This is a genomic window from Bradyrhizobium sp. LB14.3 (genome assembly GCF_040547985.1).
In the GTDB taxonomy this organism is placed as follows: Bacteria; Pseudomonadota; Alphaproteobacteria; order Rhizobiales; family Xanthobacteraceae; genus Bradyrhizobium.
This window is the reverse complement of the sequence record NZ_JBEPQT010000002.1, coordinates 260,108-284,848: the sequence shown is the minus strand read 5'-3', so window position 1 is coordinate 284,848 and position 24,741 is coordinate 260,108. Positions and strand designations below refer to the sequence as shown.

At 63.3% G+C, this 24,741-nt stretch carries 25 protein-coding genes; 17 read left to right on the top strand and 8 right to left on the bottom strand.

Annotated elements, in window-relative coordinates:
• The first annotated feature begins 126 nt into the window (after positions 1-126).
• The 5 genes from ABIB00_RS05065 to ABIB00_RS05045 all read left to right on the top strand — a co-directional run bounded on the left by ABIB00_RS05065 (position 127) and on the right by ABIB00_RS05045 (position 4,347).
• Entirely contained in the window at positions 127-936 is an 810-nt protein-coding gene (locus ABIB00_RS05065) for a hormone-sensitive lipase (RefSeq protein ID WP_354103604.1), read from the top strand.
• Between the two features lie 33 nt (positions 937-969).
• Positions 970-1,809, top strand: a complete 840-nt coding sequence (gene kynA / locus ABIB00_RS05060; RefSeq protein ID WP_247346527.1) for a tryptophan 2,3-dioxygenase — start codon at positions 970-972, stop codon at positions 1,807-1,809.
• A gap of 8 nt (positions 1,810-1,817) precedes the next feature.
• Positions 1,818-3,020, top strand: a complete 1,203-nt coding sequence (gene kynU, locus ABIB00_RS05055) for a kynureninase (protein ID WP_354103603.1) — start codon at positions 1,818-1,820, stop codon at positions 3,018-3,020.
• Between the two features lie 145 nt (positions 3,021-3,165).
• Entirely contained in the window at positions 3,166-3,567 is a 402-nt protein-coding gene (locus ABIB00_RS05050) for a PaaI family thioesterase (RefSeq protein ID WP_354103602.1), read from the top strand.
• A gap of 150 nt (positions 3,568-3,717) precedes the next feature.
• Positions 3,718-4,347, top strand: coding sequence for a GNAT family N-acetyltransferase (locus tag ABIB00_RS05045; RefSeq protein WP_354052976.1), 630 nt, complete (start codon positions 3,718-3,720; stop codon positions 4,345-4,347).
• A gap of 80 nt (positions 4,348-4,427) precedes the next feature.
• Here ABIB00_RS05045 and ABIB00_RS05040 read toward each other — a convergent pair whose 3' ends face one another.
• From ABIB00_RS05040 to ABIB00_RS05025, 4 genes are all read right to left on the bottom strand, one after another.
• Entirely contained in the window at positions 4,428-4,733 is a 306-nt protein-coding gene (locus ABIB00_RS05040) for a hypothetical protein (RefSeq protein WP_247346545.1), read from the bottom strand.
• 95 nt (positions 4,734-4,828) lie between these two features.
• The gene (locus ABIB00_RS05035) at positions 4,829-5,515 is read right to left on the bottom strand and encodes a DUF2161 domain-containing phosphodiesterase (protein WP_247346547.1); all 687 of its coding nucleotides are present in this window, start codon (positions 5,513-5,515) and stop codon (positions 4,829-4,831) included.
• A gap of 97 nt (positions 5,516-5,612) precedes the next feature.
• The gene (locus tag ABIB00_RS05030; protein ID WP_354103601.1) at positions 5,613-6,293 is read right to left on the bottom strand and encodes an SDR family oxidoreductase; all 681 of its coding nucleotides are present in this window, start codon (positions 6,291-6,293) and stop codon (positions 5,613-5,615) included.
• Positions 6,294-6,333: 40 nt separating this feature from the next.
• On the bottom strand, positions 6,334-7,107 hold the full coding sequence (locus ABIB00_RS05025; RefSeq protein WP_354103600.1) for a tyrosine-protein phosphatase: 774 nt from the start codon (positions 7,105-7,107) through the stop codon (positions 6,334-6,336).
• Positions 7,108-7,177: 70 nt separating this feature from the next.
• Between ABIB00_RS05025 and ABIB00_RS05020 the strand changes: the two genes are divergently transcribed.
• On the top strand, positions 7,178-7,489 hold the full coding sequence (locus ABIB00_RS05020; protein ID WP_354103599.1) for an MliC family protein: 312 nt from the start codon (positions 7,178-7,180) through the stop codon (positions 7,487-7,489).
• 114 nt (positions 7,490-7,603) lie between these two features.
• Here ABIB00_RS05020 and ABIB00_RS05015 read toward each other — a convergent pair whose 3' ends face one another.
• A complete protein-coding gene (locus ABIB00_RS05015) occupies positions 7,604-7,804 on the bottom strand; it encodes a DUF2735 domain-containing protein (RefSeq protein WP_354103855.1) in 201 nt (66 codons plus the stop codon).
• A 537-nt stretch (positions 7,805-8,341) separates the two neighbouring features.
• Between ABIB00_RS05015 and ABIB00_RS05010 the strand changes: the two genes are divergently transcribed.
• The 9 genes from ABIB00_RS05010 (at position 8,342) to ABIB00_RS04970 (ending at position 17,100) form a co-directional block, all read left to right on the top strand.
• Positions 8,342-9,376 (top strand): glutamine synthetase beta-grasp domain-containing protein, encoded by a 1,035-nt coding sequence (locus tag ABIB00_RS05010; RefSeq protein ID WP_354103598.1) that lies wholly within the window; start codon positions 8,342-8,344, stop codon positions 9,374-9,376.
• Between the two features lie 196 nt (positions 9,377-9,572).
• A complete protein-coding gene (locus ABIB00_RS05005) occupies positions 9,573-10,274 on the top strand; it encodes a GrlR family regulatory protein (protein WP_354103597.1) in 702 nt (233 codons plus the stop codon).
• 18 nt (positions 10,275-10,292) lie between these two features.
• A complete protein-coding gene (locus ABIB00_RS05000; RefSeq protein ID WP_354103596.1) occupies positions 10,293-10,976 on the top strand; it encodes a substrate-binding domain-containing protein in 684 nt (227 codons plus the stop codon).
• Between the two features lie 32 nt (positions 10,977-11,008).
• A complete protein-coding gene (locus tag ABIB00_RS04995) occupies positions 11,009-11,830 on the top strand; it encodes a tetratricopeptide repeat protein (RefSeq protein WP_354103854.1) in 822 nt (273 codons plus the stop codon).
• Positions 11,831-11,932: 102 nt separating this feature from the next.
• Entirely contained in the window at positions 11,933-12,082 is a 150-nt protein-coding gene (locus ABIB00_RS04990; RefSeq protein ID WP_007591825.1) for a hypothetical protein, read from the top strand.
• 291 nt (positions 12,083-12,373) lie between these two features.
• On the top strand, positions 12,374-13,081 hold the full coding sequence (locus ABIB00_RS04985; RefSeq protein ID WP_354103595.1) for a GrlR family regulatory protein: 708 nt from the start codon (positions 12,374-12,376) through the stop codon (positions 13,079-13,081).
• A gap of 362 nt (positions 13,082-13,443) precedes the next feature.
• A complete protein-coding gene (locus ABIB00_RS04980; protein WP_354052964.1) occupies positions 13,444-14,868 on the top strand; it encodes a DUF1254 domain-containing protein in 1,425 nt (474 codons plus the stop codon).
• A gap of 51 nt (positions 14,869-14,919) precedes the next feature.
• The gene (locus ABIB00_RS04975; RefSeq protein ID WP_354103594.1) at positions 14,920-16,329 is read left to right on the top strand and encodes a DUF1254 domain-containing protein; all 1,410 of its coding nucleotides are present in this window, start codon (positions 14,920-14,922) and stop codon (positions 16,327-16,329) included.
• 231 nt (positions 16,330-16,560) lie between these two features.
• Entirely contained in the window at positions 16,561-17,100 is a 540-nt protein-coding gene (locus tag ABIB00_RS04970) for a P-loop NTPase family protein (RefSeq protein ID WP_354103593.1), read from the top strand.
• Positions 17,101-17,164: 64 nt separating this feature from the next.
• Here the strand turns inward: ABIB00_RS04970 and ABIB00_RS04965 are convergent, their stop codons facing one another.
• The 3 genes from ABIB00_RS04965 to ABIB00_RS04955 are packed head-to-tail and all read right to left on the bottom strand — an operon-like array spanning position 17,165 to position 21,083.
• The gene (locus tag ABIB00_RS04965; protein ID WP_354103592.1) at positions 17,165-17,782 is read right to left on the bottom strand and encodes an Isoquinoline 1-oxidoreductase subunit; all 618 of its coding nucleotides are present in this window, start codon (positions 17,780-17,782) and stop codon (positions 17,165-17,167) included.
• 8 nt (positions 17,783-17,790) lie between these two features.
• The gene (locus tag ABIB00_RS04960; RefSeq protein ID WP_354103591.1) at positions 17,791-18,315 is read right to left on the bottom strand and encodes a (2Fe-2S)-binding protein; all 525 of its coding nucleotides are present in this window, start codon (positions 18,313-18,315) and stop codon (positions 17,791-17,793) included.
• On the bottom strand, positions 18,312-21,083 hold the full coding sequence (locus ABIB00_RS04955) for a xanthine dehydrogenase family protein molybdopterin-binding subunit (RefSeq protein WP_354103590.1): 2,772 nt from the start codon (positions 21,081-21,083) through the stop codon (positions 18,312-18,314). The genes ABIB00_RS04960 and ABIB00_RS04955 overlap by 4 nt, the downstream gene beginning before the upstream one ends.
• 234 nt (positions 21,084-21,317) lie before the next feature.
• Here ABIB00_RS04955 and ABIB00_RS04950 point away from each other — a divergent pair, with 234 nt between their 5' ends.
• Both ABIB00_RS04950 and ABIB00_RS04945 read left to right on the top strand, forming a co-directional pair.
• Positions 21,318-22,919: a multicopper oxidase family protein gene (locus ABIB00_RS04950; protein ID WP_354103589.1), complete on the top strand. Its 1,602-nt coding sequence runs from the start codon at positions 21,318-21,320 to the stop codon at positions 22,917-22,919.
• Positions 22,920-23,054: 135 nt separating this feature from the next.
• Positions 23,055-24,677, top strand: a complete 1,623-nt coding sequence (locus ABIB00_RS04945) for an ABC-F family ATP-binding cassette domain-containing protein (protein ID WP_247440463.1) — start codon at positions 23,055-23,057, stop codon at positions 24,675-24,677.
• The last annotated feature ends 64 nt before the right edge of the window (positions 24,678-24,741 follow it).

Genomic DNA, 24,741 nt, shown 5'->3' with positions numbered 1-24,741 from the left:
GCTTCGCCTGCCCAATCCACCGGCGCCCCAAATCCTTTAAGCTTAAACTAAAGACTAGGATGCCGCCCGCGCCGGTGGCAGACTGGCGTCAGGTCCACAAGGCCTGAGTCCGTCGAGGAAGCAGCGATGCGCGATTGGGATGATGCTTACGCCAATTCAGCCCATATCCCGGGCTCGGACAAGATGCCGGCGCAATGGACGGAGCGGGCGGCGGCTTACCGCGCCGGTCTGAAAGGTTTTCGCGCTGACATCGCCTATGGCCCGGCTGAGCGCCAGTGCCTCGACCTGATCCTGCCCGACGGCGACAGTAAGGGCCTCGTCGTGTTCGTCCACGGCGGCTACTGGATGCGCTTCGACAAATCGACATGGACTGATCTCGCCGAAGGCGCGCGCCATCACGGCTGGACGGCGGCATTGCCGAGCTACACGCTCGCGCCATCCGCGCGCATTTCAGACATCACCGTCGAGATCACTGCCGCCATCTCCAAGGCGGCTTCGCTCGTCGCAGGCCCGATCCGGCTCGCCGGCCACTCCGCCGGCGGGCATCTCGTCACGCGCATGCTGTGCAATGATAGCCGGCTCGAGCCCGCCGTCTTCAACCGCATCGTCGGCACGCTCTCGATCAGCGGGCTGCATGATCTGCGTCCGCTGCTCAAGACCAGGATGAACGAAACGCTTGGCATGACGACGGAGGAGGCGACGCTGGAAAGCGCGGCGCTGCATCTGCCGCGCGGGCATTCGCCCGTGACCGCCTGGGTCGGCGGCAGCGAGCGGCCCGAATTCATTCGCCAGTCCGATCTGATGGCCAATGTCTGGACTGGATTCGACGTGTCGACGCGTCTCGTTGTCGATCCCGGGCTGAACCATTTCACCGTGATCGACGCCCTCAAGGACCCGTCATCGCCAATCACCGCACGCCTGATCGGCCTCGACTGACGAGGCCTGGAAGATCGATCGAAAGGGCTTGTCATGACGTCCAGCGACTACGATCCCGCAAGCGACGGCGCCGAGACCGATTTCGCCCGGCGCATGTCCTATGGCAACTATCTGGCGCTGGACGCCATTCTCGGCGCGCAGCATCCGCTCTCGGAAGCGCATGACGAGATGCTGTTCATCATCCAGCATCAGACCACCGAACTCTGGATGCGGCTCGCTATCCACGAGCTCAGCGCCGCACGCCGCGCGATCGGAAAGGACGAGGTCGCCCCCGCGATGAAGATGCTGGCACGGATGTCGCGCATCTTTGAACAGCTCAACAATGCCTGGGACGTGCTGCGCACCATGACGCCCAGCGAGTACACGCGCTTCCGCTCGCAGCTTGGCCAGTCCTCAGGCTTCCAGTCGCGGCAATACCGGCTGATCGAATTCCTGCTCGGCAACCGCAACCACGCCATGCTCAAGCCGCACGCGCACGATGTGGAAACCACGCAGCTGCTCGAAGCCGAGCTGGCGACGCCAAGCCTCTATGACGAGGTGCTGCGGCTCGCCGACCGCAACGGGCTCAAAATGCCTGCGGCCGTGCTGGCGCGCGATGTTCGCGAGACCCATAGCTTCAATGAAGGCGTTCTGCAGGCCTGGCGTATCGTCTACGAGGCGCCGGAAACGCATTGGATGCTCTACGAGGTCGCCGAAAAGCTGGTCGATTTCGAGGATTATTTCCGGCGCTGGCGTTTCAACCATGTGACGACGGTCGAGCGCGTCATCGGCTTCAAGCGCGGCACCGGCGGCACCGGCGGCGTCAGCTATCTCAAGCGCATGCTGGAGGTGGAGCTGTTCCCTGAACTCTGGCGCGTGCGCACGATCCTGTAGAGATTTTCATGACCAAGCTTCGCGTCTACGACGACACCAAAGCGCTGTTCCATTTGCCCGATGGTGTAATCTATCTCGACGGCAATTCGCTCGGCGCGTTGCCGCTTGGCGTGGCCGAGCGCGTCAGCCGCGTCATCACCGCCGAGTGGGGTGACCAGTTGATCCGCGCCTGGAACAGCGCGGGCTGGTATGCCCAGCCGCGCCATGTCGGCGATCGCATCGCACGACTGATCGGTGCGGAAGCCGGCTCAGTGATGGTGGGCGATACTCTGTCGCTGAAAGTCTATCAAGCGCTCGCGGCCGCGCTCGACATGAACGCGTCGCGCAAGGTCGTCTTGTCAGACGCCGGCAATTTCCCGACCGACCTCTACATGGCCGAAGGCCTGATCGCGACGCTCGGCCGTGGCCATCAATTGCGCCTGGTGGCGCCGGAGGAGATCGAGGCTTCGTTGTCGGAGGAGATCGCGGTGCTCTACATCACCGAGGTCGATTACCGCACCGGACGACGCCACGACATGGCGAAGCTGACTGCAAGAGCGCATGCGCTCGGCATTGTCACGGTCTGGGACCTCGCGCATTCGGCCGGCGCACTGCCGGTTGACCTTGCTGGCACCGCCGCCGATTTCGCCGCCGGGTGCACCTACAAATACATCAACGCCGGCCCCGGCGCGCCGGCCTTCCTCTACGTCGCGCCGCGCCACGCCGACAGCGTGCGCGCCGCGCTGTCGGGGTGGATGGGCCACGCAAAGCCGTTCGCGTTCGAATTGGCCTATGCGGCTGCGGGCGGCGTCGAGCGCATGCGCGTCGGGACACCTCCAGTGCTGGCGATGGCGGCGCTGGAGGCCTCGCTCGATATCTGGGACAGGGTCGATATCGCGGAGGTCCGGGCCCGCTCGCTGGCGCTCGGCGATCTCCTCATCAGCGAAGTCGAGCGCCGCTGCCCGCAGCTGACGCTCGTTACCCCGCGCGCCCATGAGCGCCGCGGCTCGCAAGTCTCGTTCGCCTTCGAGGGCGGCTATGCCGCGATGCAGGCCCTCATCGCCCGCGGCGTCATCGGCGATTTCCGCGCGCCTGACATCATGAGGTTCGGCATCACGCCGCTGTATATCGGCGAGGCCGAGGCAATGAAGGCAGCCGAGATCATCGAGGAGGTGATCGCGGGCGAGGTGTGGCGGCGGCCGGAGTATCAGGTCGTGAATGCGGTGACTTGAGAAGGGGCTGCCGTGAAGTGGCGCATGGCGGCACCATATGCGCAAACGCTTCGTCCAATGTCACGGCAGCGATTACCTCGGACGTCATTGCTTTGCCGCGCGAAGCAATTCACGCTGAGACAACAATGAATTGGGAGGAGATCCGATGACGCCGCTCGAGAAACTTAAAGCGATGAAGATGCCGTTCGCCGAGCTTAAGGGCGTCGAGTTCGTCGAGGCCGGGAAAGATCGCGTGGTGGCGCGGATGATGGTCAGGCCGGATCTCTGCACCCTTCACCACACCATCCACGGCGGCGCAGTGATGGCGCTGGCCGATTCCGTTGGCGCTGCGGCCACCGTGATCAATCTGCCGGAGGACGCCACGGGCACGACCACACTCGAGAGTAAGACCAATTTCATCGGCGGAGCCAAGGAGGGAACCACGATCGTCGCAACCGCTACCCCGATCCACCGGGGCCGGCGGACCCAGGTCTGGACCACCCGGCTGGAGACTGAGGACGGCAAGCTGGTCGCGGTGGTGACCCAGACCCAGCTGGTCCTCATATGAATACGGGGGATTGATTTTGTTAACGAATTAGTCGTTTCCGATGCCCGAAACTTGGGCAGGTTCCCGTCTTGAAAAATTTGTTGCGATGCACAATATTGGAGGTCTAGGGATTCGAACGCCTCCTCGAGGGACACCAAGAGGAGTTTAGACTTGTCACTCGAAGCAGATTTCGCACTTGAAGAAACCAACCGCACGAAGTCCGTTCAGGGCTATGTGCGGACCTTGAGCCAACAGGAAGAATTGCCGCTTTTGCGCGATCACCTGCTGAGGCTCGATGCCGGAAGCCGGCACGACCGTTTCAACGGTTTTCTCGACGACAGTTTTATCGAGCGTTACGCCGCCCGCTGTGCCGAGGACGGCACTGTGATCGTCGCTTACATCGTCGACGGCGTGGTCCGCGGTGCAGCCGAGCTGCATCCGCCTGAGGACGATTCACTGCCCGAGGTCGCCTTCAGCGTGGAGGCCTCAGCGCGGCGCCAGAACGTCGGCACCGTGCTGTTCAGCCGCCTGATCGCGGAAGCGCGCTGGAAAGGCTACAAGCGCCTGCGCATCACCACGGGCGCCGAGAATCACGCAATGCGGGCGCTCGCCAGGAAGTTCGGGGCGGATCTGCAATTCCGTCATGGCGAATCGACCGGGACGATCGATCTCGCCAGGGCACCTGAGGACGAATTCGCCGATCTCGCCGCCTCGCCATTCACGGCCGGCCGCGCTCTGCTCAGCTTCAACTCGACCTGCTGGAAGATCATCTCCAGCATCTATGGCAATCGCGCCGCCTGACCTGAAACAGCCGACTGGAATCAAAAAAGCGGACCGGCAAAACTGGTCCGCTTTCGTATTGGAAACAGAGAACTGAGCGCTCAGGTGCCGGTGCGCTTGTCGTTGCCGAAGCGGCGCACGACGCGGCGTTCGACCACCACCGAGCGCTGGGCGCCCTGTTCGCCGGCGATCACGCGGGTCGAGGTGATGCGGCTGTTGGTGCGAACCTGCTTCTTGACCTCGGCCTGGACGACATCGAGCGGCATGCCCATCAGGGCTGCGGCGATCTCGGCCTGCTGCTCCTGATCGTCAGTGATGCCGACGGCGGCGAAGATCGCCTCGTCCAGGGTCGGCGGATCGTGGCGCACGCGCCGCGTGCCATATTTGGTATTCCAGTCTGTGTTCATAACGGCCTCGTTTCGATGCCGGGATACCTAGTGCCGTCCATGTTGCATTGCAATATGAATTTCATGTGGCAGCTCAGCTATGCACCGGTTGGGTGTCAGGGCGGTGACGCGACACCCTCAACAACCTCAGCCCGCTGTTGCGGCCAGCGCTTCAGCGCCGCGCGTCCGGCCTCGGTCAGCCCGTAGATTCCCCGCTCCGTGCGTTCGAACCAGCCATACACATTGTTAAGCATGATCTTGCCGGCATCGGGACAGCGTTGGCGCAATTCGACCACGCGCCGCGGGCCGGCCGCAAGCTCCGAGGCGCAGGCGAGAGCCTGCTGCCGATAGGCCGTCATGATCGGCGCGCGGGTGCTGCCGCCCAGCACAGGATCGCCCTGGCGGCGCTGATGCTCTGCGACCAGGCGCGAACGGACCTTCGGCTCGCGGCGCGGAGCTGCCGTCGGCGGCTTCACCAGCACCTCGACCTGGCCGCGGTCGGTCACTCCGAGCATACCGAAGCCGAGACGGCGGCAGAGATTGCGATAGCGCGCGTCAGTCTCGCGTCCCTTGCCGCGCGCTGACATCTTTGCGGCGATCCAGACCTCGTCGCCGGCGGGTGCGCGGTCGACCGCCTGAAGAATCAGCTCGAGATTGAAGGCGAGCTTGAGCTCGCCGATCACTACGACAGGCGGATCGCCGGCGCTGAGGCCCACGAGATCGCAGCCGACGATCTCGCCCTTGACCGTGAAGCCCAGCTCTTCGAGGAAGCGTTTGACAGGCAGATAGAGCGTGGTTTCCACGGCACGTCCGATCGGAGAATCAGTTGCGGGCAGTGTAGAGCTTTCCTGGTCCCGATTGAATCGGAGCAGGGGCAGAGACAATCAAGCCGGTATGCGACTAAACCCGCCCGCCCACCGGGATCAGCGCGCCGGTGACGCCGCTTGCGGCATCGCCGGCGAGGAACAGGATGACCTCCGCGAGCTCCTGGGGCGTCACCCACTTGGCGAAGTCCGCTTTCGGCATGTCGGCGCGGTTGGCCTTGGTGTCGATGATCGAAGGGAGCACTGCGTTCACCGTGACCTTGCCTTTCCACTCGCTCGCAAGCGCCTCGGTGAGGCGATGGACGCCGGCTTTCGACGCCGCATAGGGGCCCATGCCCGAGCCGGCCTGAAGCGCGCCCATGGCGCCGATATTGACGATGCGACCGGCATTGGAGGCGGCCAGATGCGGCAGCGCCGTGTGCGAGGCGTTGAGCGCCGTCAGCACGTTGAGCGCATGCATGCGCTGCCATGTCTTGATGTCGCCGTCGCCGATGGTCTCGAACGCGAATCCGCCGGCGACGTTGATCAACCCATCGAGCTTGCCGAAGTGCTTCGCGGCCGCCTCGACCGCCGTCTTTGCTTGTGCTGCGTCGGACAGATCGACGCCGCCGATCTCGATGCTTTCAGGCGTCGCGGAGATTTGCGAGGGCGCTTGGTCAATGCCGGCCACGCGCGCGCCGCGCGACTGCGCGGCCTCGGCGACGACTTTTCCAAGTGCGCCGAGTGCTCCGGTCACGATCAGAACCTTGCCTTGCATCGTCGTTCTCCCGGCGCGGCCGATTGAGATTTACGGCCGCTTACGATTGCAGATAACGCGCCTTCAGCGCGGTCTGCTCCGGTGTGCCGAGCTTGAGGCCGTCGCGCAAGTAGGTTTCGAGATCGCCATATTCCTTGCCGACGGCTTCGAAAGCCGCGGCAAGATACGAGGCATCGACGTTACCGATGGCATTGCGGACGTCCTCGGGCAGATCGGTAGCGGCCGTCGCATCGCGCTTGTAGTGCTGGTTGGTCAGCAGGTAGTCCTCGGCAATGACCTCGTCGGCGACGCCGAGCGCATGCAGGATCAGCGCGCTGGCAAAGCCGGTGCGATCCTTGCCAGCGGTGCAGTGAATGACGAGCGGGGCGCGGTCCTCCAGCAGATAACCGAACAGGTTGCGGAAACTGGCCGTGTTGTGGCGGACATAGTTGCGATAGGATTCGCGCATGAGTTCGAGCGCGACCGGCGCGGTCAGCGATCCCCGGGCGAGCTCGGCGCGCAATGCGGCCACGACCGTCGGCTCGATCGGCAGTGAATGCACGGCGATCTCGTTCACCACACAGACGCCCGCCGTCCGCTCCTCGACACCGCGAAAGTCGAACGCGCTGCGCACGCCGAGCGCACGGACGATCTCGATATCCGCGACGGTGAGCTGGCCGAGATGGTTGGAACGGAAGATGTGCCGCCAGCGCGTGGTACGGCCATCTGCGGTCGGATAGCCGCCGAGGTCGCGAAAATTGCTGGCGCCTTGCAGGGCGAGGTGGCGAGCGGGGGCAACTTGTAAAGAGGCGTCTTGTAAAGAGGAGTCTTGCATGAGATCAGCTTGGGTTATGGTTCCATGGACGCGCGACGGGCGTCCTTGAGATCTATTACAGGGGGCGATCATGGGCCGGCACAAGGCCATTCTTTTGGCGGTCACCATGCTGGCGGGCGGAATTATCGGTGCACGGCAGGCCGATGCGCAGACGTTCCGGAGCTATCGCTGCGCCGATGGTACGCAGTTCATCGTTGGGTTTTATGACGAGGACAAGCGCGCCTTCCTCCAGATCGACGGCGAGCCGGTCACGCTCGCCAAGCGGCTGACGGTTTCCGGCGCGCGCTATTCGGGGGCGGGGATCACGCTTGTGATCGGCAAGACCGGGAGCACCACCGTCAGGCATCTGAAGCGGCCGGTCACGGCTTGTGCGGGGATCTGAACGGCGGCAATCCCGCAGGAATCAAAAAGGGCCGAAACATCGTTGTTTCGACCCTTTTTCAAACTGCCGCCGGTCGCCCAAGAGAGCGCGGCGATATCAAACCGACCACAGGCATCAGCGATCCCATTTCGGCTTGGCTTCGTCGATCGCGTCCTGATGATACCAGCTGCCGCTGCAGATAGTCTCGTTCACGGGGAGAGAGACGTGATCGGCGAGGCCGGTTTCACCGTGGCGGCGTCCTGCGAGCGCCGCGCGGCCCCCGACAGGGAATTGGTAGATCGTTGCAGATCCGTGACTCAGACCATTGTTCACCATTTCGATTTCTCCTCCGGCCCGGGCGATCGCCTCCATGGTGCGCCCGACTCGTTCGATTGTGGTTACTGGATTCCCCATATCGGCCGCGCATCCTGAAATGCAAAGTGCTGAAAAGGAAATCAGTTGCAGCCCATTTTGTAGGCAAGAAGCCTTCTGCATCCCCCAAGGCACCATGGCAGTGACCAACGCGTTGGCCATTCCAAAGGTTGCGGGCCGGGGCCAGCGCCTTTGCGAAAATTGCTGGACGCTGATGCGCGTTTCATCGGCAACCTCCGGCACGCGTTCGCCTGCTCCAGAATCAGGCGTTTTCAGCGGGATTTTTGCGGTGCAGCTTCACGCAAAGGTGCGCCGCTATGACGCACGCCGCGGTGGTCGATTTGCGCCCAGCGAGGGGAGGCCGGCCGCGGTGGAAAACCTCCCGCACTGCGGCCTTTTGGCACGTTAAATGCTTGTGAAGGGTCGGCCGATGGTGGCCGGGTAAACAATCGTGCGGGGGCCTACGGCCCCCACCTTTCGCATCATCTACAGAGAGGCTCAATGACCAAGTACAAGCTCGAGTACATCTGGCTCGACGGATATTCGCCGACTCCGAACTTGCGCGGCAAAACTCAGATCAAGGAATTTTCGTCGTTCCCCACGCTCGAGCAGCTTCCGCTCTGGGGCTTCGATGGCTCCTCCACCCAGCAGGCCGAGGGCCACAGCTCCGATTGCGTGCTGAAGCCGGTCGCCGTGTATCCCGACGCCGCGCGTGAGAACGGCGCGCTCGTGATGTGCGAAGTCATGATGCCCGATGGCAAGACCCCGCACTCCACCAACAAGCGCGCCACCATTCTCGACGATTCCGGCGCCTGGTTCGGCTTCGAGCAGGAATACTTCTTCTACAAGGACGGCCGTCCGCTCGGCTTCCCGGCCTCGGGCTATCCCGCGCCGCAGGGTCCGTACTACACCGGCGTCGGCTACGCGAACGTCGGCGGCGTCGCGCGCAAGATCGTCGAAGAGCATCTCAACCTCTGCCTCGCGGCAGGCATCAATCACGAAGGCATCAACGCGGAAGTTGCGAAGGGCCAGTGGGAATTCCAGATCTTCGGCAAGGGCTCCAAGAAGGCCGCTGACGAAATGTGGATGGCTCGCTACCTGTTGCTGCGTCTCACCGAGAGCTACGGCATCGACATCGAATTCCACTGCAAGCCGCTCGGCGACACCGACTGGAACGGCTCCGGCATGCACGCCAACTTCTCCACCGAGTATATGCGTACGGTCGGCGGCAAGGAGTACTTCGAGGCGCTGATGGCGGCCTTCGACAAGAACATCATGGACCATATCGCCGTCTACGGCCCGGACAACGACAAGCGTCTGACCGGCAAGCACGAGACCGCGCCGTGGAACAAGTTCAGCTACGGCATTGCCGATCGCGGTGCCTCGATCCGCGTTCCGCACTCCTTCGCCAACAACGGCTACAAGGGCTATCTGGAAGACCGCCGTCCGAACTCGCAAGGCGACCCATACCAGATCGCTTCGCAGATCCTGAAGACGATCGCGTCCGTGCCGGTCGACAAGAAGGCCGCGGCCTAAGATCCTCCCGGCCCGGGCTGGGGAACTGGCCCGGGTTGGACTTTGATCCGCCGGAGTCGAAAGACTCCGGCGGATTTTTGCATCCTGATGACAGTCGTTGCGGAGGCCCCTCGGACCTCGATCGCGCGAAATTTGTCCATCGCCGCCGAAAGCGGGATAGAGTGCGTCTGGATGCGCGCAGGGCCGGGGACGGCTGGTGTTTGAAGGCTTCTACAAGGTGAGATTTCAGCTCGGCGACGGGGTCGGCCGAAGTGTAATGCATGCCAGCAACGGCAAGATGCTGGGCGGCAATTCGGCGTTCGCCCATATCGGCACCTACGCCAAGACCGAAGGCGGCGTCGAGGTCGTGATCAGCACCGTTCGCCACAACCCCGATCCGAGCTACCGCGCCATGGCGGGTACCGACGATGCGACCTTGCTGGCCAAGGGCTGGGCCGACGGCGATCTCTATCGTTTCAAGGGCGAGCTGAAAGAGCTGCCTGGCGTGCCCTTCCAGTCGTTGATGACGCCGATCACCGAAGACGAGGTGCCGATCGCCGGCGGCGTCGGCGAGGCCGGCATCGCCGACGGGCTCTACTCGATGCATCTGCGCATGCTCGACGGCGTCGACGGCGGCCTCACCGGCGTGATGCTGCTCAACAAGGGCCGTATCCTCGGCGGCGATGCCTCGTTCTACTATCTCGGCAGCTACACCGCCGCCAACGGGCGCTGGAAGGGCCAGATCCTCAATCAGGAGCACACGCCGGCCAAGGACGATCCGATCTTCGGCGGCCACGAGGTCGGCATCGGCTTCTCCGGCACCTATGACGCTGAGCAGGCGGTGCTGGAGGCGACGGCGCTCGCCGGCAAGCGCAGCCTGCGCCTGACCGCCGCCCTCAAGCTGATGCACCGCGCCTGATCGCTACAGGAATCGCTCATGGAAAACATTCGCATGCTCTCGACGCTCGGCCTGATGGGCGCGATGCGCAGCCTGTCCTCCGCCTTCGAAGCCGCGACCGGCATCCATGTCGATGCCGACTTCGCGCCGACCCTGGCCTTGCTGAAGCGGCTGCGCGACGGCGAGGCCGCCGACCTCGTGATCCTCACCCGTGAGGGGCTCGACGAGATGATCGGCGAGGGCCGCGTGGTCGCCGAAAGCGCGGCCGACCTGGCGCGCTCCTTTGTCGGCATCGCGGTGCGGGCAGGGCAAGTACATCTCACCATCTCCAGCGAAGCCGCATTGCGCAAGACGCTGCTCGCGGCGCGGTCCGTCGCCTATTCGCGGCTGGGTGCGAGCGGGGTTTATTTCGCGCAGTTGATCGTGCGGATGGGGATCGCGGCAGAGATCAACGCCAAGGCTGCTATCGTCGAGCAAGGCTTTACCGCGGAGCGGCTCGTGAGCGGCGAAGCAGACCTCGCCGTGCAGCAGATCAGCGAGCTGAAGCAGGTCGAAGGCATCGAGGTGATCGGCCCGATCCCGCACGACCTGCAAACGCCGGCCGTGTTCTCCGCCGGCCGCATGGCCAGCGCGAAGCAAGCCGACGCAGCGGACCGGCTGCTGCGCTACCTGGCATCGCCCGAGGTCGTCCCCGTGCTGCGCCAATCGGGACTCGAGCCTTGAATTTGCCGGGGCGGGGACCCAGCGTAGTGTCCATGCGGACTTTCCTCGTTGCCATCCTCCTCACGCTTGCGGCGCCGGTGTCGGCGCATGCGCAATCGGCCGATCTCGTCCTGTGCGACCGGGTCGCCGCCGATCCCAGCGATCCCGACAAGCCGACCGATATGAGAGGCGTGACGGAGATTGCAGCTTCCGACGTCGCGACCGCGATCAAATTCTGCAAGCAGGCCGCGTCGTCATCGCGGCGCGCGATGTTCGCGCTCGGCCGCGCCTATGCGGCCAACCGGCAGACGGCCGAAGCGATGGCTGCCTGGCGCAAGGCTGCCGACAAGGGATCGAGTGCGGCAATGGTCGAGCTCGGTGTGGCCTACGGCACCGGCTCCGGCGTCGCCAGGGATGAAGCGCAGGCGCGCAAATTGTTCGAGAAGGCGGCGCAGGCCGGCAATCCCCGCGGCGTCAGCAATCTCGCAGCGCTCGGCGGTACCGGCGGCGTCGCCCCGGCCGATCCCGCGCAGGCGCGCGCATTGCTCGGCAAGGCGGCCGAGACCAATGCGGAGGCGCAGTACCAGCTCGGTGTGATGCTCTCCGAAGGCACAGGCGGTGCGAAGGACGACGCCGCGGCGCGCGCGCTGTTCGAGAAAGCGGCGGCGCAAAACCATCCCGGCGCGCTGGAGCGGATGGGCGCCTTCGCGCAGGAAGGCCGCGGCGGGCCAAAGGACAAGGACGCCGCGAAATCCTATTACGAGCGCGCCGCAGCGCTCGGCGACGAGGATGCCAAGCAGGCGCTGGAGCGGCTGCGCTGTCCCTATGCGATCAAGGACAAGCAGGGCAAGCTCGTCACCACGCTGTGCTTCTGAGCGTCGCCGGAGGGAAGCGGTCTTTCGGCCGTTGGCAGGCAAGCGTGACGGAACCTGGCTCGTCCGTACACTGTTGATGGCGAGACAGAACGGAGTGCAACTATGATCCGCAAACTGGCATCCGGCGAATACCGCCTCTATTCACGCAAGGTGAATCCCAAGACCGGCAAGCGCCGCAACCTCGGCACATTCAGAAGCAGAGCTGCGGCCGAAAAGCACGAGCGCGAGGTGCAGTATTTCAAGCGTCACTGACGCATGAGGAGGGCCGTCCAGCGCCGGCCGCAACAAAAAAGTCGAAAAACAACCCCATGCACAGTAGCCAAGTCGTTGAAATCACTTGGCTGCTGAAATCACCCTTTTGGGTGAAATCGCTCATTGCGGATTTAGCGAAAGCAACTTGCTCCGTCGGGCAAAACAGGGGCATGATGGCATCATGGCAAGCGTGGCTCCGCGAATGGCCCTGCGCGGAAAAGCCGGATGGCCTTGGTGCGGCGGCGGTGCTAGTTAGCCCGCTATTCCATTTTATTTTACAGGTCAATTGCGTTGCTGGACGGACTTTACAAGGTTGAATACGGCATCCACGATGCGTTCGGCCGCAGCATCATGTGCTTGCATGACGGCAAGATGCTGGGCGGCAATTCGGCGTTCGCGCACCTTGGAACGTATCAGGAGCGCGACAACGGCGAGATCGTAGCCGAAGTGATCACCGAACGGCATAACGACGATCCTCATCACAAGCCGCTGATGGGCGCGGACGTCGCCTCGATCGGCGCACGCGGGCGATTAATCGGCGACCAGATTCGCCTCGCGGGCAGCGCGGACACCATGCCGGGGGGGCATTTCTGGGCCAATCTGACGCGGCTCGACGATGGAGCGCTGCCGCCACGCGGCACGATCGGAGCGGGTGGCATCGCCAACGGGCTCTACGGCGTCGGCCTGCGCGCGCTCGACGGTGTCGATGCCGGACTCTCCGGCGTGATGCTGCTGATCGACGGACGCATCCTGGGCGGAGATGCGTTCTTCTACTATCTCGGCTCCTATTCCTCGGTGGACGGCCGCTGGAAGGGCGAGATGCTCAACCAGGAGCATACGCCGGCGAAAGGCGAAAACCCCGTGTTCGGCGGCTACGAGGTCGGGATCGGCTTCTCCGGCACCTGCACGGCCAACAGCGGCGAGCTCGAAGGCATCGCGCTCGCCGGCAAGCGCAGCCTACGGCTGGCGGCCTCGCTCAAGCTGATGCGGCGGGCCTAGGACGGTTATCCAAAGATCTGGGATGGTCCCGCTTGAGAGGATAAAGCGGCCTGACGTGCCACTCACGGCGAGGTCGGCAAGTGGGCCCGTTCGAGACGTGCCGGTCCGATCTGACCTTGTCCACTTGCCCAGTCAGACCGGAAGTCATCGCCGCAGGGGCGAACCGACGCGATTGACCCAAAGCGGCCTTTTCAGAACGAATTTGCGGGGCAGTATTGGGAAAGTGCTTTTCAGTTCACGTTTTAATCCAGCAACCACAATGCCTTGCGGCAAGTTGCCGTTTTCGCATAGACCGCCAAAGCTATTCCGAGAATGATCATCGCTGCACTATTTTTGCGTGCGCGTCGGTATGGGAGATTCACATGACTATTCGAGCGAGAGCGCTGGCCGCTGCTTTATTGGGATCGATATGTGCATTGTCGCCCAAAGTTGCACAGGCGCAATGGCCGGATATCCGTGAGGCAAAGGCCATCGCCGAGGAAGGTTTCATCTACGGGCTGCCCATCGTCATGAACTACGCGGTGATGGACGAGTATGCGGTGGACAGGAATTCGGGACAATTCAAGGCGCCGTTCAATCAGATCAATAACGAGGCGAGGGTCTTCACCTACAAAGACACGGCCGTCATAACCCCCAATAGCGACACGCCATATTCGATCTTGTGGACCGATCTGCGTGCCGAACCGATCGTTCTCTCAGTGCCGGCTGTCGAGAAGAGCCGCTATTATTCGGTGATGCTGTGCGACGGCAATACGTTCAATTACGGATATGTCGGTAGCCGCGCAACCGGCAGCGAGGCAGGTGACTATATGGTTGTCGGTCCCGATTGGCAGGGCGCCACGCCGCCCGGCATCAAAAAGGTCTTCCAGTCCTCAACGCAGTTTTCGGCCGTTGCCTACCGCACGCAACTTTTCAATGCTGCAGACATGCCGAACGTTGAGAAGGTCCAGGCCGGCTACAAGGCGCAACCCTTGTCGGCCTATCTCAACCAGCCGGCACCGCCCGCTGCGCCCGCGATCGACTTTCCCAAGGCCAATGCGGAGTTAGTGAAGAAGAACTTCTTCGAGTATCTCGACTTCGCCTTGCAGTTCGCGCCAGCCGGACCAGAGGAAAAGGAAATTCGCGCCAAGCTTGCGCGCATTGGCGTCGGTGCAGGCAAGACCTTCGAATTCAAGAATCTTCCGATCACGCACAAGCTTGAAATCGGGCTGGGGATGAAAGACGGCGAAGAGAAGGTTGAAAAGTATCTGGCCAGCGGACAGAAAGACGTCAATGGATGGAAAATCGGATCATTATTCGGGGACCGGCAGTTCTACAATGGCGATTGGCTGAAGCGTGCTGCCGCAGCCAAGGGCGGCATCTATGGCAACGACGCGGTCGAGGCCGTTTATCCAATGACGAAGACGCTTGCTGATGGCGAGGTCCTCGACGGCTCGAAGCACCAATACACCCTCACTTTTCCTGCCGGACAATTCCCGCCGGTGGACGCCTTTTGGTCTGTCACCATGTACGACGGCAAGACGCAGTTGCTGATCGAAAACCCGATCAACCGCTACCTGATCAATTCGCCGATGCTGCCGGGCATGAAGATGAACGCCGACGGCTCGTTGACGCTCTACATTCAGAACAAATCACCGGGCGCCGACAAAGAATCCAATTGGTTGCCTGCACCGAACGGGGACATCTACCTCGTCATGCGGCTCTATTGGCCGAAGACCGAAGCACCCTCGATCCTGCCGCCGGGCACAGGCGCATGGCAACCGCCCGACATCAAGAAGGTCTCATAGATTCGTACCTGACATGGCAGTTCGACTCGAACGAAGCGGAGAGGTTTAGACATGAAGGGCATCACACGCAGAGGCTTTGTCGGCGGGATTGCTGTCCTCCCTGCACTCCATTCCTCGGCAGCCCGCGCCCAGGCCGGCATCAGTCCGGCAGAAGCCCGCGCCATTGCGAAGGAGGCTTATATCTACGGCTTCCCGATCGTGGACAATTACCGCATCCAGCATGCATATTGGATGGATAAGACGAACCCGGAATACAAGGGGCCCTTTAACCAGATATGGAACAGCGCGCGTGTCTTTACACCCGCGGACAAGGCGATTCAGACACCCAACTCGGATACGCCTTACTCATTCATCGGCGCGGACCTGCGCTCCGAACCTCTCGTGCTCACGGTGCCGGCGATCGAAAAGGAGCGCTATTTCAGCGTCCAGCTGATCGATTACTACACCTTCAACTTCGACTACATCGGCACACGCGCGACCGGCAACGGAGGCGGCAGCTTCCTGCTCGCTGGGCCCGACTGGAAAGGCGCAACGCCGAAGGGCATCAAGAAAGTGTTTCGTTGCGAGACGGAATTGGCGATCCCCACCTATCGCACGCAGCTCTTCAAGCCTGAGGACATCGACAATGTGAAGAAGGTCCAGGCCGGCTACAAGGTACAGCCGCTATCCGCGTTTCTGGGCCAGCCTGCACCCATCGCCGCCCCGGCCGTTGATTTCATCAAACCGCTGACACCTGCAGAGGAGAAGACCTCACTCCAGTTCTTCAACATCCTGAACTTCGTCCTGCAATTCTGCCCAACGGTCCCATCCGAGAAAGCGCTGATGGCGCGCTTCGCCAGGATCGGCGTCGGCGCGGGCAAGACCTTCGACGCGAGCAAGCTCTCGCCCGAGATGAAGACGGCCATCGAGCAGGGGATGGCCGATGCCTGGGTTGCCTTCGCCGGCCTGAAGAAAGATTTTGAAGAGAGAAAGCTGGCCTCCGGCGACGTCTTCGGCACGCGGCAGTATCTGAAGAACAACTACCTCTACCGGATGGGTGCCGCCGTGCTCGGTATCTACGGCAATTCGAAGCAGGAGGCGATGTATCCCGCTTATTACGTGGATGCGACGAAGCAGAAGCTGGACGGCACCAGCCGTTACACCATGCGCTTTGCGCCGGGCCAGTTGCCGCCCGTCAATGCGTTCTGGTCGCTGACCATGTATGATGAGCCGCAGAGTCTGCTGGTGGCCAACCCAATCGACCGCTATCTGATCAATTCACCGATGCTGCCGCAGCTCAAGCGCGATGCCGACGGCGGGCTGACGCTGATCATCCAGAACGAAACCCCGGGTAAGGAAAAGGAAGCCAACTGGCTGCCTGCCCCCAGGGGGCCGTTCTCCATGATCATGCGCCTCTATTGGCCGAAAGAAGCAGCGGTGGAAGACAAGTGGGAGCGACCGCCGCTGCAGCGAGCAGGATAAGAATGGAATCATCCCGGTGACCACTTCTGCTATTGGCCCATCGCGTCGGTTGGCGCAGTGCAGCGGCAGGTCTGGAGTGGGGAGTCGAGCGAAGTCGCGCCGCGTGGAGCCCAGAGGCGCTTGTGACCCGCAACGGACATCGCGCGCCCTTGCGGCTTCACTAGGTCATGTCGATAATGAGCGACCGAAATATTATCCGGCAATGAGGCAGGACTACCATCTGCAAATTGAATGCCTGAACCTCTGATCGAACGTACGGTAATTATTGGAAACAGCGGCTCAGGCAAAAGCACGTTGGCCGAAGCCGTTGCGATTCTCGCCGACATCCCCGCGATTGATCTTGATCTGTTGCACCGGCAAGACGGTGGCTTTGGCTCAAAGCGAAATGAAGCCGTCGCGCGAAAGATGGTTCTCGATATTTCAGGTCAGCCGCGCTGGATCATCGAAGGTGCATTCGGATGGCTTGCGGAAGTCGCCCTTCCCAAAGCAACCGCTCTCATTTGGCTAGGTTTTCCCTGGAGCCTTTGCCGCGCCGGTCTGCTGGCTCGCGGTCTACGGCGAGGAGCAACAAATCATGACGCCGCCGAACTGATGAAGTGGGCGGAGGCCTACTGGACTCGGCAGACACCTTCGTCGTTTGCTGGTCACTCTAAGCTGTTCAACGATTTCCCAGGTACGAAGTTGCGGCTAGAGAGCCGAGAACAAGTTGCCCAATTGATCGATAAGTCGCGAGACGGGACGACCAATATTGATCCAAGTTTTAGGCCTTAGGCTGCGAAGTAGGCCGCTTCAGCCTCGGAAGCCGACATTGAGTTGATAGGTGCTCGTCTTCGCGTCACGGCGCGGGACACGCCGCTCCGGTCTTCACCCAGGCCTCCACCAGCGCGCCGCCCTGCTCCTGCGTGCCCGGCGCGGGCGAGCGGCCGAAGCCGGGCTTCCAGGCCCAGCCGACGAGGGTGTCCTTGCCGATATGGTCGATCAGGTCTTCCACCTTGCGCCCGCCATTGCGCGCGGGATCCCTGATCTGCTCGCAGATTTCGCCGATGGTCTTGCCCTCCCAGGCCATTTCCCGCGGAGCAAGATGCCAGTCGGGATGGCCGGGCATGCGGCCGGGCTCGAAATTGGCCTTCTGGTGGCAGGTGTTGCAGCGCATCGCGTCGAGCCCAAGGCCGTCGGCGCCGCGTGTGACCGGCGGCTGATGCAGGCGGGCATTGTCGCCCTGGTGCGGCCTGTCGCCGGCCGGATGGCAATTGGTGCAGCGCGGATGCGTCAGCACCTTGCCGAGCTCGGTGAAGATCGCAGCCGATCGCTTCTCGGTCTCAGTGATGCCGGCGAAGCTTTCCGGTGAGGCCAGCGCATGGCCCGCGCTTTCCGAGGCGGCGTAGCCCGCACTGAGACTGCCGGCGAGTGCCGCGACCATGGCAATCAGCTTGAACCGCACGTCGGAGATCATGGCGCGTGTCACTTGACGGCCACGAGGTAGCGGTTTGAATCGGCCAGGACCACGTCGCGCACCGCCGCGTGATATTTGATGTAGCCGGTGCAGCGGCAGAGATGGCCGTCGAGCGCGTCTGCGATGGTCTGCTCCAGCGCCTCGCGCGCGACCGGTGTCCGCGACAGGCGCTCCAGCAAGACCTGGCCCTCATTGAGGAAGCCGGCGGTGCAATAACCGCATTGAAAAGCGAAATGATCGATGAAGGCCTGTTGCAGCACCGAGAGCTGGCCGCCTTGCGCGTGGCCCTCGACGGTGCGGATCGATTTGCCGTCAAACGACACGGCGGGCGCGACGCAGGTCGGGCTGGTGGTGCTGGTGCCGTCGGGCGCGTCGACGATGATGGCGCAGCTCAGGCACTGCGCAGCCCCGCAGCCGAACTTTGTCCCGGTCATCCCGAGCATCTCGCGCAAAAAATCGTTCATCGAGAGGTCGTCGCGGACGTCCATCGGGCCGTGCTTCCGGCCGTTGATGGTGAGGCTGAGGGTGGTCACGCGAGCACTCCCTTCAAGAGGTTTGCTGTGACCGGCAGCGCGCGGAAGCGGTGGCCGGTGGCGTCATGGATGGCGTTGATCAGCGCCGGCACGATCGGGATCATCACGACCTCCGCCATGCCCTTCGGTGCTTCGTCTGTTGTCTGCGGCTTCAGCATCTCGATCTCGAGATCGCGGAGCGGCAGGTCGGATCCGCGTGCGACCAGATAGCGCCCGAGATTCCATTCGCCGTTGCCGGGACCGCCCTCGAACGGGGGCAGGGTTTCGAGCAGCGCGTAGCCGACGCCCATGGCGAAGCCGCCCTGGGCCTGACCCATCACCACCTCGGGCACCAGCGCGGTGCCGCATTCGAACACGCTATAGGCCTTGGCGATGCGAAGCGCGCCGGTTGCGCGCTCGATCTCGACGCGGACGACCGTGCCGCACATCGAGGTGTAGGCGGTGCCGATCCGGTTGTTGTCGGTCGGCGGAAACTTGACGCTGACGCGGTTGATCCGCTCGAACTTGCCATTGGCGCGGCGGATCGCGAGCGCGTCGATGTCGGCGCGGTATTGCTCGCCGGACAGCGGAAAGCGTGCGCGCGACCACGCCCAGCGCGAAAAACTGTGGGCGACTGCGCCGGTGACGAAGCCGCGCGCATGCGCAGTTGCGGCGAGCGCAGGGAGGGCCAGCGGCCCGAGGCCCGGCATCGTGAGCTGGCCGTTCTGCCAGCTTGCGCTGGCCCATTGCCGCGCGCGCGGATCAGTCCTTGCGATGCGCCACAGCTCAAGCGCCGCGGGCCACAGGCCGAAGCGGAAGATGACGCGGGCGGCTTCCGCGGCGGAATGCGTGCCGACATGCGCGCCGATCGAGGAGCTTGTCGGCGAGCTGATCGCAGGCACCCAGCGCGGGTTTTTCTCGGCGGCATCCTGGGTCTTCTGGTCGATGGTGGAGGGATCGCCTGATGTGACCAGCCCGAGCACGTCATAGCTGTCGACGCGGGCGACCGAGACCTCGTCGGCGATGGCGCCGAGATGACTTGCGACCCGGTTGGCCAACGCCGTGCCGATGCCGTTGCCCATCTCGACATGATCGCAATAGATGACGATCCTGCCGTCGGGGGCAAGCTCCACGCGTCCGAGCGAGCCGTCCGCGCCGGAGCCATAGTCTTTCGTCACGCAGGCGACGCCGGTGCCGACCAACCGATCCGACGACGTCTGTTTGAACTGTGCCCGCTGCTGCCAGATCGGGTGCTTCTCGAGCTTGTCGAGGATTTCGGGCGTGCGAACCGAGACGATGTAGGGATTGCCGGTCATGGTCCGGCCGTTCTGGGGCAGCGCATTGCGCCGCCGGAATTCGATCGGATCGCGCTTGAGCTCGGACGCCGCCTCGTCGATCAGGACCTCCAGCGCCGTCATGGCTTGCAGTATGCCGTAGCCGCGCATCGAGCCCGCGCTCACGCCGCGCGAGTGCACGGCGACGGTCCTGACGTCGACCTTCGGAATGTCGTAGATGCCGATTGCGCCAGTGGCCGCGACGACGGCGACGCTGGCCGAGAAATGGGCGAGCCCGCCGCCGTCGAGCACGTGGTCGGCGGCAAACGCCTTGATCTTGCCGGTCGCGCGATCAATGCCGATGCGCGAGCGCATCTTGATCGCGTGGCGCTTGATGCCGGCCTGAAACTGCTGGTAGCGGTCATGCGCCAGCCGCACCGGCTTGCCGGGAAAGCAGACCGCCGCGAGCGCAACATAGAGAATGAAAGGTGTGTGATCGCGGCCACCAAAACCGCCGCCGACATGGGCGAACTGCGCGTTGATGTGCGCCGGCTTGTAGGGCGCGCGGGCCTTGCCCAACAGATGCGCGATCGACTCCGCCGCCTCGTAGGGCGACTGGACGCCAAGCAGTAGTTCGAGGTTGCCGCCCTTGCCGTCGTACCAGGCGAGCCCGCATTCCGGCTCCAGGAACATCGGGTCGACCGATTGTGTCTCGAACTCGCGGTCGAGCACCAGCATGGAGGCGTCATCCGCTGCAAGCTCGGCACGGATCTGCTCGCCATATTTCGCCGCCTTGGCGTAATCCGCCGGCATTTCCTTGGCGAGCGGCGACCACACCGGCAGCGCCGCGCTCTGCACTTTCTTCGGCGAGACCCAGCCGGCCTGAAGCGGCGAATAGACATCCGGTTTGTCAGGCGAGGGACCTGCCACGCGGGTGAAGCGGAAGGCCCCGTAATCCGGGACGACGACAGGCCCGGTCTCCTCGCCGAATTGAACGAAAGTGCCGTCGCGCAACGCGAGGCGCGCCTGGTCGAAGGCGTCGAACTTTTCGAAGATCAAAAGCGCGACGGGCTGGCCGAGATAGAGCGGCGTCTTGCCGATCGGACAGAACAGGTCGCCCGCATAGAATTCCGGCACCTGCGTCCCGATCCGGTCGAGATCGGCGGCCGTCACGACCACCGACGGCTTGAGCGCGCCGCCGAGGCGGCCGAGGTCCATGCCGGTATAGACATGCGTGGCGTCATTGGCGCGGACCAGGATCGCGTGCGAGGTGGCCTGCGGCCAGCCCGGCAGATCATTGGCGCGGAAGTCGGAGGCGTAAAGCTTTGCGCCGGTGACCTTGGCGACCCCGTCGACACGGCCGGCGCCCGTTGTCGCGGGATTGAACTTGCCGCGTCCAGGCAGCGTCTCCTGTGCTGCGAAGGGAGCTCCTGCCGCCGAGGCAAGATGCGACAGGCTGACCGAAATGCCTCCCGCCGATAACCACTTCACGAACTCGCGTCGCGAAGGCCCCATGATCAGATCCTTGTACAAGGTTTCGAGAATATCATGATGCTGGCGGCATCGACGCCCGGAGAGTACGCGCCGATGCTAGCTCGAATCCGTCATGATTCGTCATACGACGATAGAAAGGGTCTGGGCGTTTACAACCGGTGAATGCGGTATGCTTGCCGGATGGAATTGTCGTTTCGCGCTTGCTTTAGGATCGAATCAAACAGAAGACGGATTGGCAACGGGGGCGAAGCGCAAATGCAGCACGATTCGAACGACGTCTCGCGCGTCAGGGCGGAAACGACGAACTTCTCGCGGCGCCAATTGCTCGATTACGGTCTCAAGGCAGGCGCCTTGTCCCTGGTCGCGGGGGCAGCGAAGGCCCAGCATGCCATGCACGACCATGCGGGCGCCTCGCACGCCGCAGACATGTCGCCGACCATGGGCATGGTGCCGGAAACGCCGGCTCCCGCCATGGACCAGCCGCTGGTCGAGCCCGAGGTGCGCAGATCCGTCAATGGCGTGCTCAGCACCACATTGCGCGTCGGCTATGCCTATCGCCAGATCGGCGGCGTCAAGCTCTATGTCAGGTCGTACGACGGCGGCAGTCCCGGTCCGACCTTGCGGATGAAGCCCGGTGAGACGCTGCGGATCAAGATGATCAACGACCTGCCGCCGAACCGCGATGGGTTGCCCGCGGACATCAGCCATCCGCACCAGTTCAACAACACCAATTTCCATTTCCACGGCGCGCATGCGAGCCCGAGCGGGATTGCGGACAATGTCATGCGCTCGATGGCGCCGGGTCACAGCTACAACATCGAGATCTCGCTGCCGGCCGACCACACCAGCGGCACCTATTGGTATCACCCGCATCACCACGGCAGCGCCGATATCCAGATGTCCAGCGGCATGGTGGGCGCCGTCGTCATCGAGGGCGATTTCGCCGGTGTGCCGGAGATCATGGCCGCGCGCGAGCGCCTGCTGGTGCTGACCCAGGTGGTCTACGACGCCAAGGGCATGGTCGAAAATTTCGAGACGCTGTTTCCGGAGACCGCGACGCGCTTTCTGGCGATCAACGGACAACGACGGCCGGCGATCGAGATGCGTCCGGGCGAAGTGCAGCGCTGGCGCATCCTCAATGCCGCCTATCAGGACGACATGCTGCTCGATCTCGAGAAGCACGATCTGCATGCGATCGCCTATGACGGAATCCAACTCGGCGCCATGCAGTCGCTCAAGCAGGTCCTGATCGCGCCCGGCCAGCGCGCGGACATTCTGGTGAAGGCAGGCGGCCCCGGCACCTACGCCTTCAACGCCGCGCCCTACGACCAGGGGCATCCTTCGCCGGTCGGGCCGCTGGCGCGGGTCGTCGTGGCTGGCGCGCCGATGGACATGAAGCTGCCGCGCGCCCTGCCGCCGGCGCCGCTCGCGACCATCAAGGATTCCGAGATCACCAACCGTCGCAAGGTGACTTTGTCGGCAACCGCGCCTGAGGCCGATGCGGCCGGCCATTGGCAGGAGTTCGAGTTCTTCGTCGACGGCAAGAAGTTCGATCCCGGCCGCATCGATCAGCGGGTCAAGTTGGGCGCGGTCGAGGAGTGGACCATCGTCAACACGCATGAGCATGACGACCACGTCTTTCACATCCATACCAATCCGTTCCAGGTGGTGTCGGTCAACGGCAAGGCGCTGGCCGTGCCGGAATGGCGGGATTCCGTGATCGTAGAGCGCAAGGGCGGCGAGGTCGTGTTCCGCTCGCGCTTCATCGATTTCACCGGTGTCTATATGCTCCACTGCCACATGATGAACCATGAGGAGATGGGCATGATGCAGACCGTGGAGGTCTACAAGCCCTAAGCCCAAGCCCTGATTCTTTGTCGAATTGCGCGAGTTTGGGGGCCGGCGACGGCGGAATCCGGCCCGGCCGGGCTTCCCCTGGCGGCCGGCATGGCCTATGACGCTGCAACGCAACAATCCCCCCAAAAAGACCCCATGATCCGCCTCGACAACGTCAGCAAGCAAGCCGGCCACCAGATCCTGTTCATCGAAGCTTCTGCCGCCCTCAATAAGGGCGAGAAGATCGGCCTTGTCGGCCCGAACGGCGCCGGCAAGACCACGCTATTCCGGATGATCGCCGGCGAGGAACTGCCCGACGAGGGGCAGGTCTCGACCGATCGCGGCATCACCATCGGCTATTTCAACCAGGACGTCGGCGAGATGGCCGGTCGCAGCGCCGTGGCCGAGGTCATGGACGGGGCAGGACCGGTGAGTGCGGTGGCCGCCGAGTTGCGCGAGCTCGAGACGGCGATGGCCGATCCCGACAAAGCCGACCAGATGGACGAGATCATCGCGCGTTACGGCGAGGTGCAGCACGCGTTCGAGGAGCTCGACGGCTACGCGCTCGACGGCCGTGCGCGCGAGGCGCTGTCAGGCCTGGGCTTCAGCCAGGAGATGATGGACGGCGACGTCGGCAAGCTCTCCGGCGGCTGGAAGATGCGCGTGGCGCTCGCTCGCATTCTCTTGATGCGGCCCGATGTCATGCTGCTCGACGAGCCGAGCAACCATCTCGATCTCGAAAGCCTGATCTGGCTGGAAAAATTCCTGCACGATTACGAAGGCACGCTGTTGATGACCTCGCACGACCGCGAGTTCATCAACCGCGTGATTTCGAAAGTCGTCGAGATCGATAGCGGCTCGCTGACGACCTATGCCGGCGATTACGAGTTCTACGAGCAGCAGCGGGCGCTGAACGAGAAGCAGCAGCAGGCGCAGTTCGAGCGCCAGCAGGCGATGCTCGCCAAGGAGATCAAGTTCATCGAGCGCTTCAAGGCGCGCGCGTCTCATGCCGCTCAGGTGCAGAGCCGGGTGAAGAAGCTCGACAAGATCGAGCGGGTCGAGCCGCCGCGCCGCCGCCAGACCGTGGCGTTCGATTTTCTGCCCGCGCCGCGCTCGGGCGAGGACGTCGTGGCGTTGAAGAACGTCTACAAGGGCTATGGCAGCAAGCGCATCTATGACGGCCTCGATTTCATGATCCGCCGCCGCGAGCGCTGGTGCGTGATGGGCGTCAACGGCGCCGGCAAGTCGACGCTGCTCAAGTTGATCGCCGGCGCGAGCGAGCCCGATAAGGGCACCGTGGCGGTGGGCGGCAGCGTCAAGATGGGCTATTTTGCCCAGCACGCCATGGACCTGCTCGACGGCGAGCACACCGTGTTCCAGTCGCTGGAGGAACAGTTTCCGACCGCGGGGCAGGGATCATTGCGCGCGCTCGCCGGCTGTTTCGGCTTCTCCGGCGACGACGTCGAGAAGCGCTGCCGCGTGTTGTCAGGCGGCGAGAAGGCACGCCTGGTGATGGCCAAGATGCTGTTCGATCCGCCGAATTTTCTGGTGCTGGACGAGCCGACCAACCATCTCGATCTCGCCACCAAGGAAATGCTGATCACGGCGCTGTCGGATTTCGAGGGCACCATGCTGTTCGTCTCGCATGACCGGCATTTTCTCAGCGTTCTGTCGAACCGCGTGCTGGAGCTGACACCGGAGGGCATCCACCAGTTTGGCGGCGGCTATACGGAATACGTCGCGCGCACGGGGCAGGAAGCGCCGGGGCTGCGGAGCTAGCATTCCGCTATGCGCCTTGACGCGTTGCTGCCGCCCGCTACGCTCCTTCAAAAAAGGGGAGCGA

Coding starts and splice junctions, on each gene's coding strand:
- ABIB00_RS05065 (WP_354103604.1), top strand. CDS start 127: ATGCGCGATTGGGATGATGCTTACGCCAATTCAGCCCATATCCCGGGC.
- kynA (WP_247346527.1), top strand. CDS start 970: ATGACGTCCAGCGACTACGATCCCGCAAGCGACGGCGCCGAGACCGAT.
- kynU (WP_354103603.1), top strand. CDS start 1,818: ATGACCAAGCTTCGCGTCTACGACGACACCAAAGCGCTGTTCCATTTG.
- ABIB00_RS05050 (WP_354103602.1), top strand. CDS start 3,166: ATGACGCCGCTCGAGAAACTTAAAGCGATGAAGATGCCGTTCGCCGAG.
- ABIB00_RS05040 (WP_247346545.1), bottom strand. CDS start 4,733: ATGAACACAGACTGGAATACCAAATATGGCACGCGGCGCGTGCGCCAC.
- ABIB00_RS05030 (WP_354103601.1), bottom strand. CDS start 6,293: ATGCAAGGCAAGGTTCTGATCGTGACCGGAGCACTCGGCGCACTTGGA.
- ABIB00_RS05025 (WP_354103600.1), bottom strand. CDS start 7,107: ATGCAAGACTCCTCTTTACAAGACGCCTCTTTACAAGTTGCCCCCGCT.
- ABIB00_RS05020 (WP_354103599.1), top strand. CDS start 7,178: ATGGGCCGGCACAAGGCCATTCTTTTGGCGGTCACCATGCTGGCGGGC.
- ABIB00_RS05015 (WP_354103855.1), bottom strand. CDS start 7,804: ATGGTGAACAATGGTCTGAGTCACGGATCTGCAACGATCTACCAATTC.
- ABIB00_RS05010 (WP_354103598.1), top strand. CDS start 8,342: ATGACCAAGTACAAGCTCGAGTACATCTGGCTCGACGGATATTCGCCG.
- ABIB00_RS05000 (WP_354103596.1), top strand. CDS start 10,293: ATGGAAAACATTCGCATGCTCTCGACGCTCGGCCTGATGGGCGCGATG.
- ABIB00_RS04995 (WP_354103854.1), top strand. CDS start 11,009: ATGCGGACTTTCCTCGTTGCCATCCTCCTCACGCTTGCGGCGCCGGTG.
- ABIB00_RS04990 (WP_007591825.1), top strand. CDS start 11,933: ATGATCCGCAAACTGGCATCCGGCGAATACCGCCTCTATTCACGCAAG.
- ABIB00_RS04980 (WP_354052964.1), top strand. CDS start 13,444: ATGACTATTCGAGCGAGAGCGCTGGCCGCTGCTTTATTGGGATCGATA.
- ABIB00_RS04975 (WP_354103594.1), top strand. CDS start 14,920: ATGAAGGGCATCACACGCAGAGGCTTTGTCGGCGGGATTGCTGTCCTC.
- ABIB00_RS04970 (WP_354103593.1), top strand. CDS start 16,561: ATGCCTGAACCTCTGATCGAACGTACGGTAATTATTGGAAACAGCGGC.
- ABIB00_RS04965 (WP_354103592.1), bottom strand. CDS start 17,782: ATGATCTCCGACGTGCGGTTCAAGCTGATTGCCATGGTCGCGGCACTC.
- ABIB00_RS04955 (WP_354103590.1), bottom strand. CDS start 21,083: ATGGGGCCTTCGCGACGCGAGTTCGTGAAGTGGTTATCGGCGGGAGGC.
- ABIB00_RS04950 (WP_354103589.1), top strand. CDS start 21,318: ATGCAGCACGATTCGAACGACGTCTCGCGCGTCAGGGCGGAAACGACG.
- ABIB00_RS04945 (WP_247440463.1), top strand. CDS start 23,055: ATGATCCGCCTCGACAACGTCAGCAAGCAAGCCGGCCACCAGATCCTG.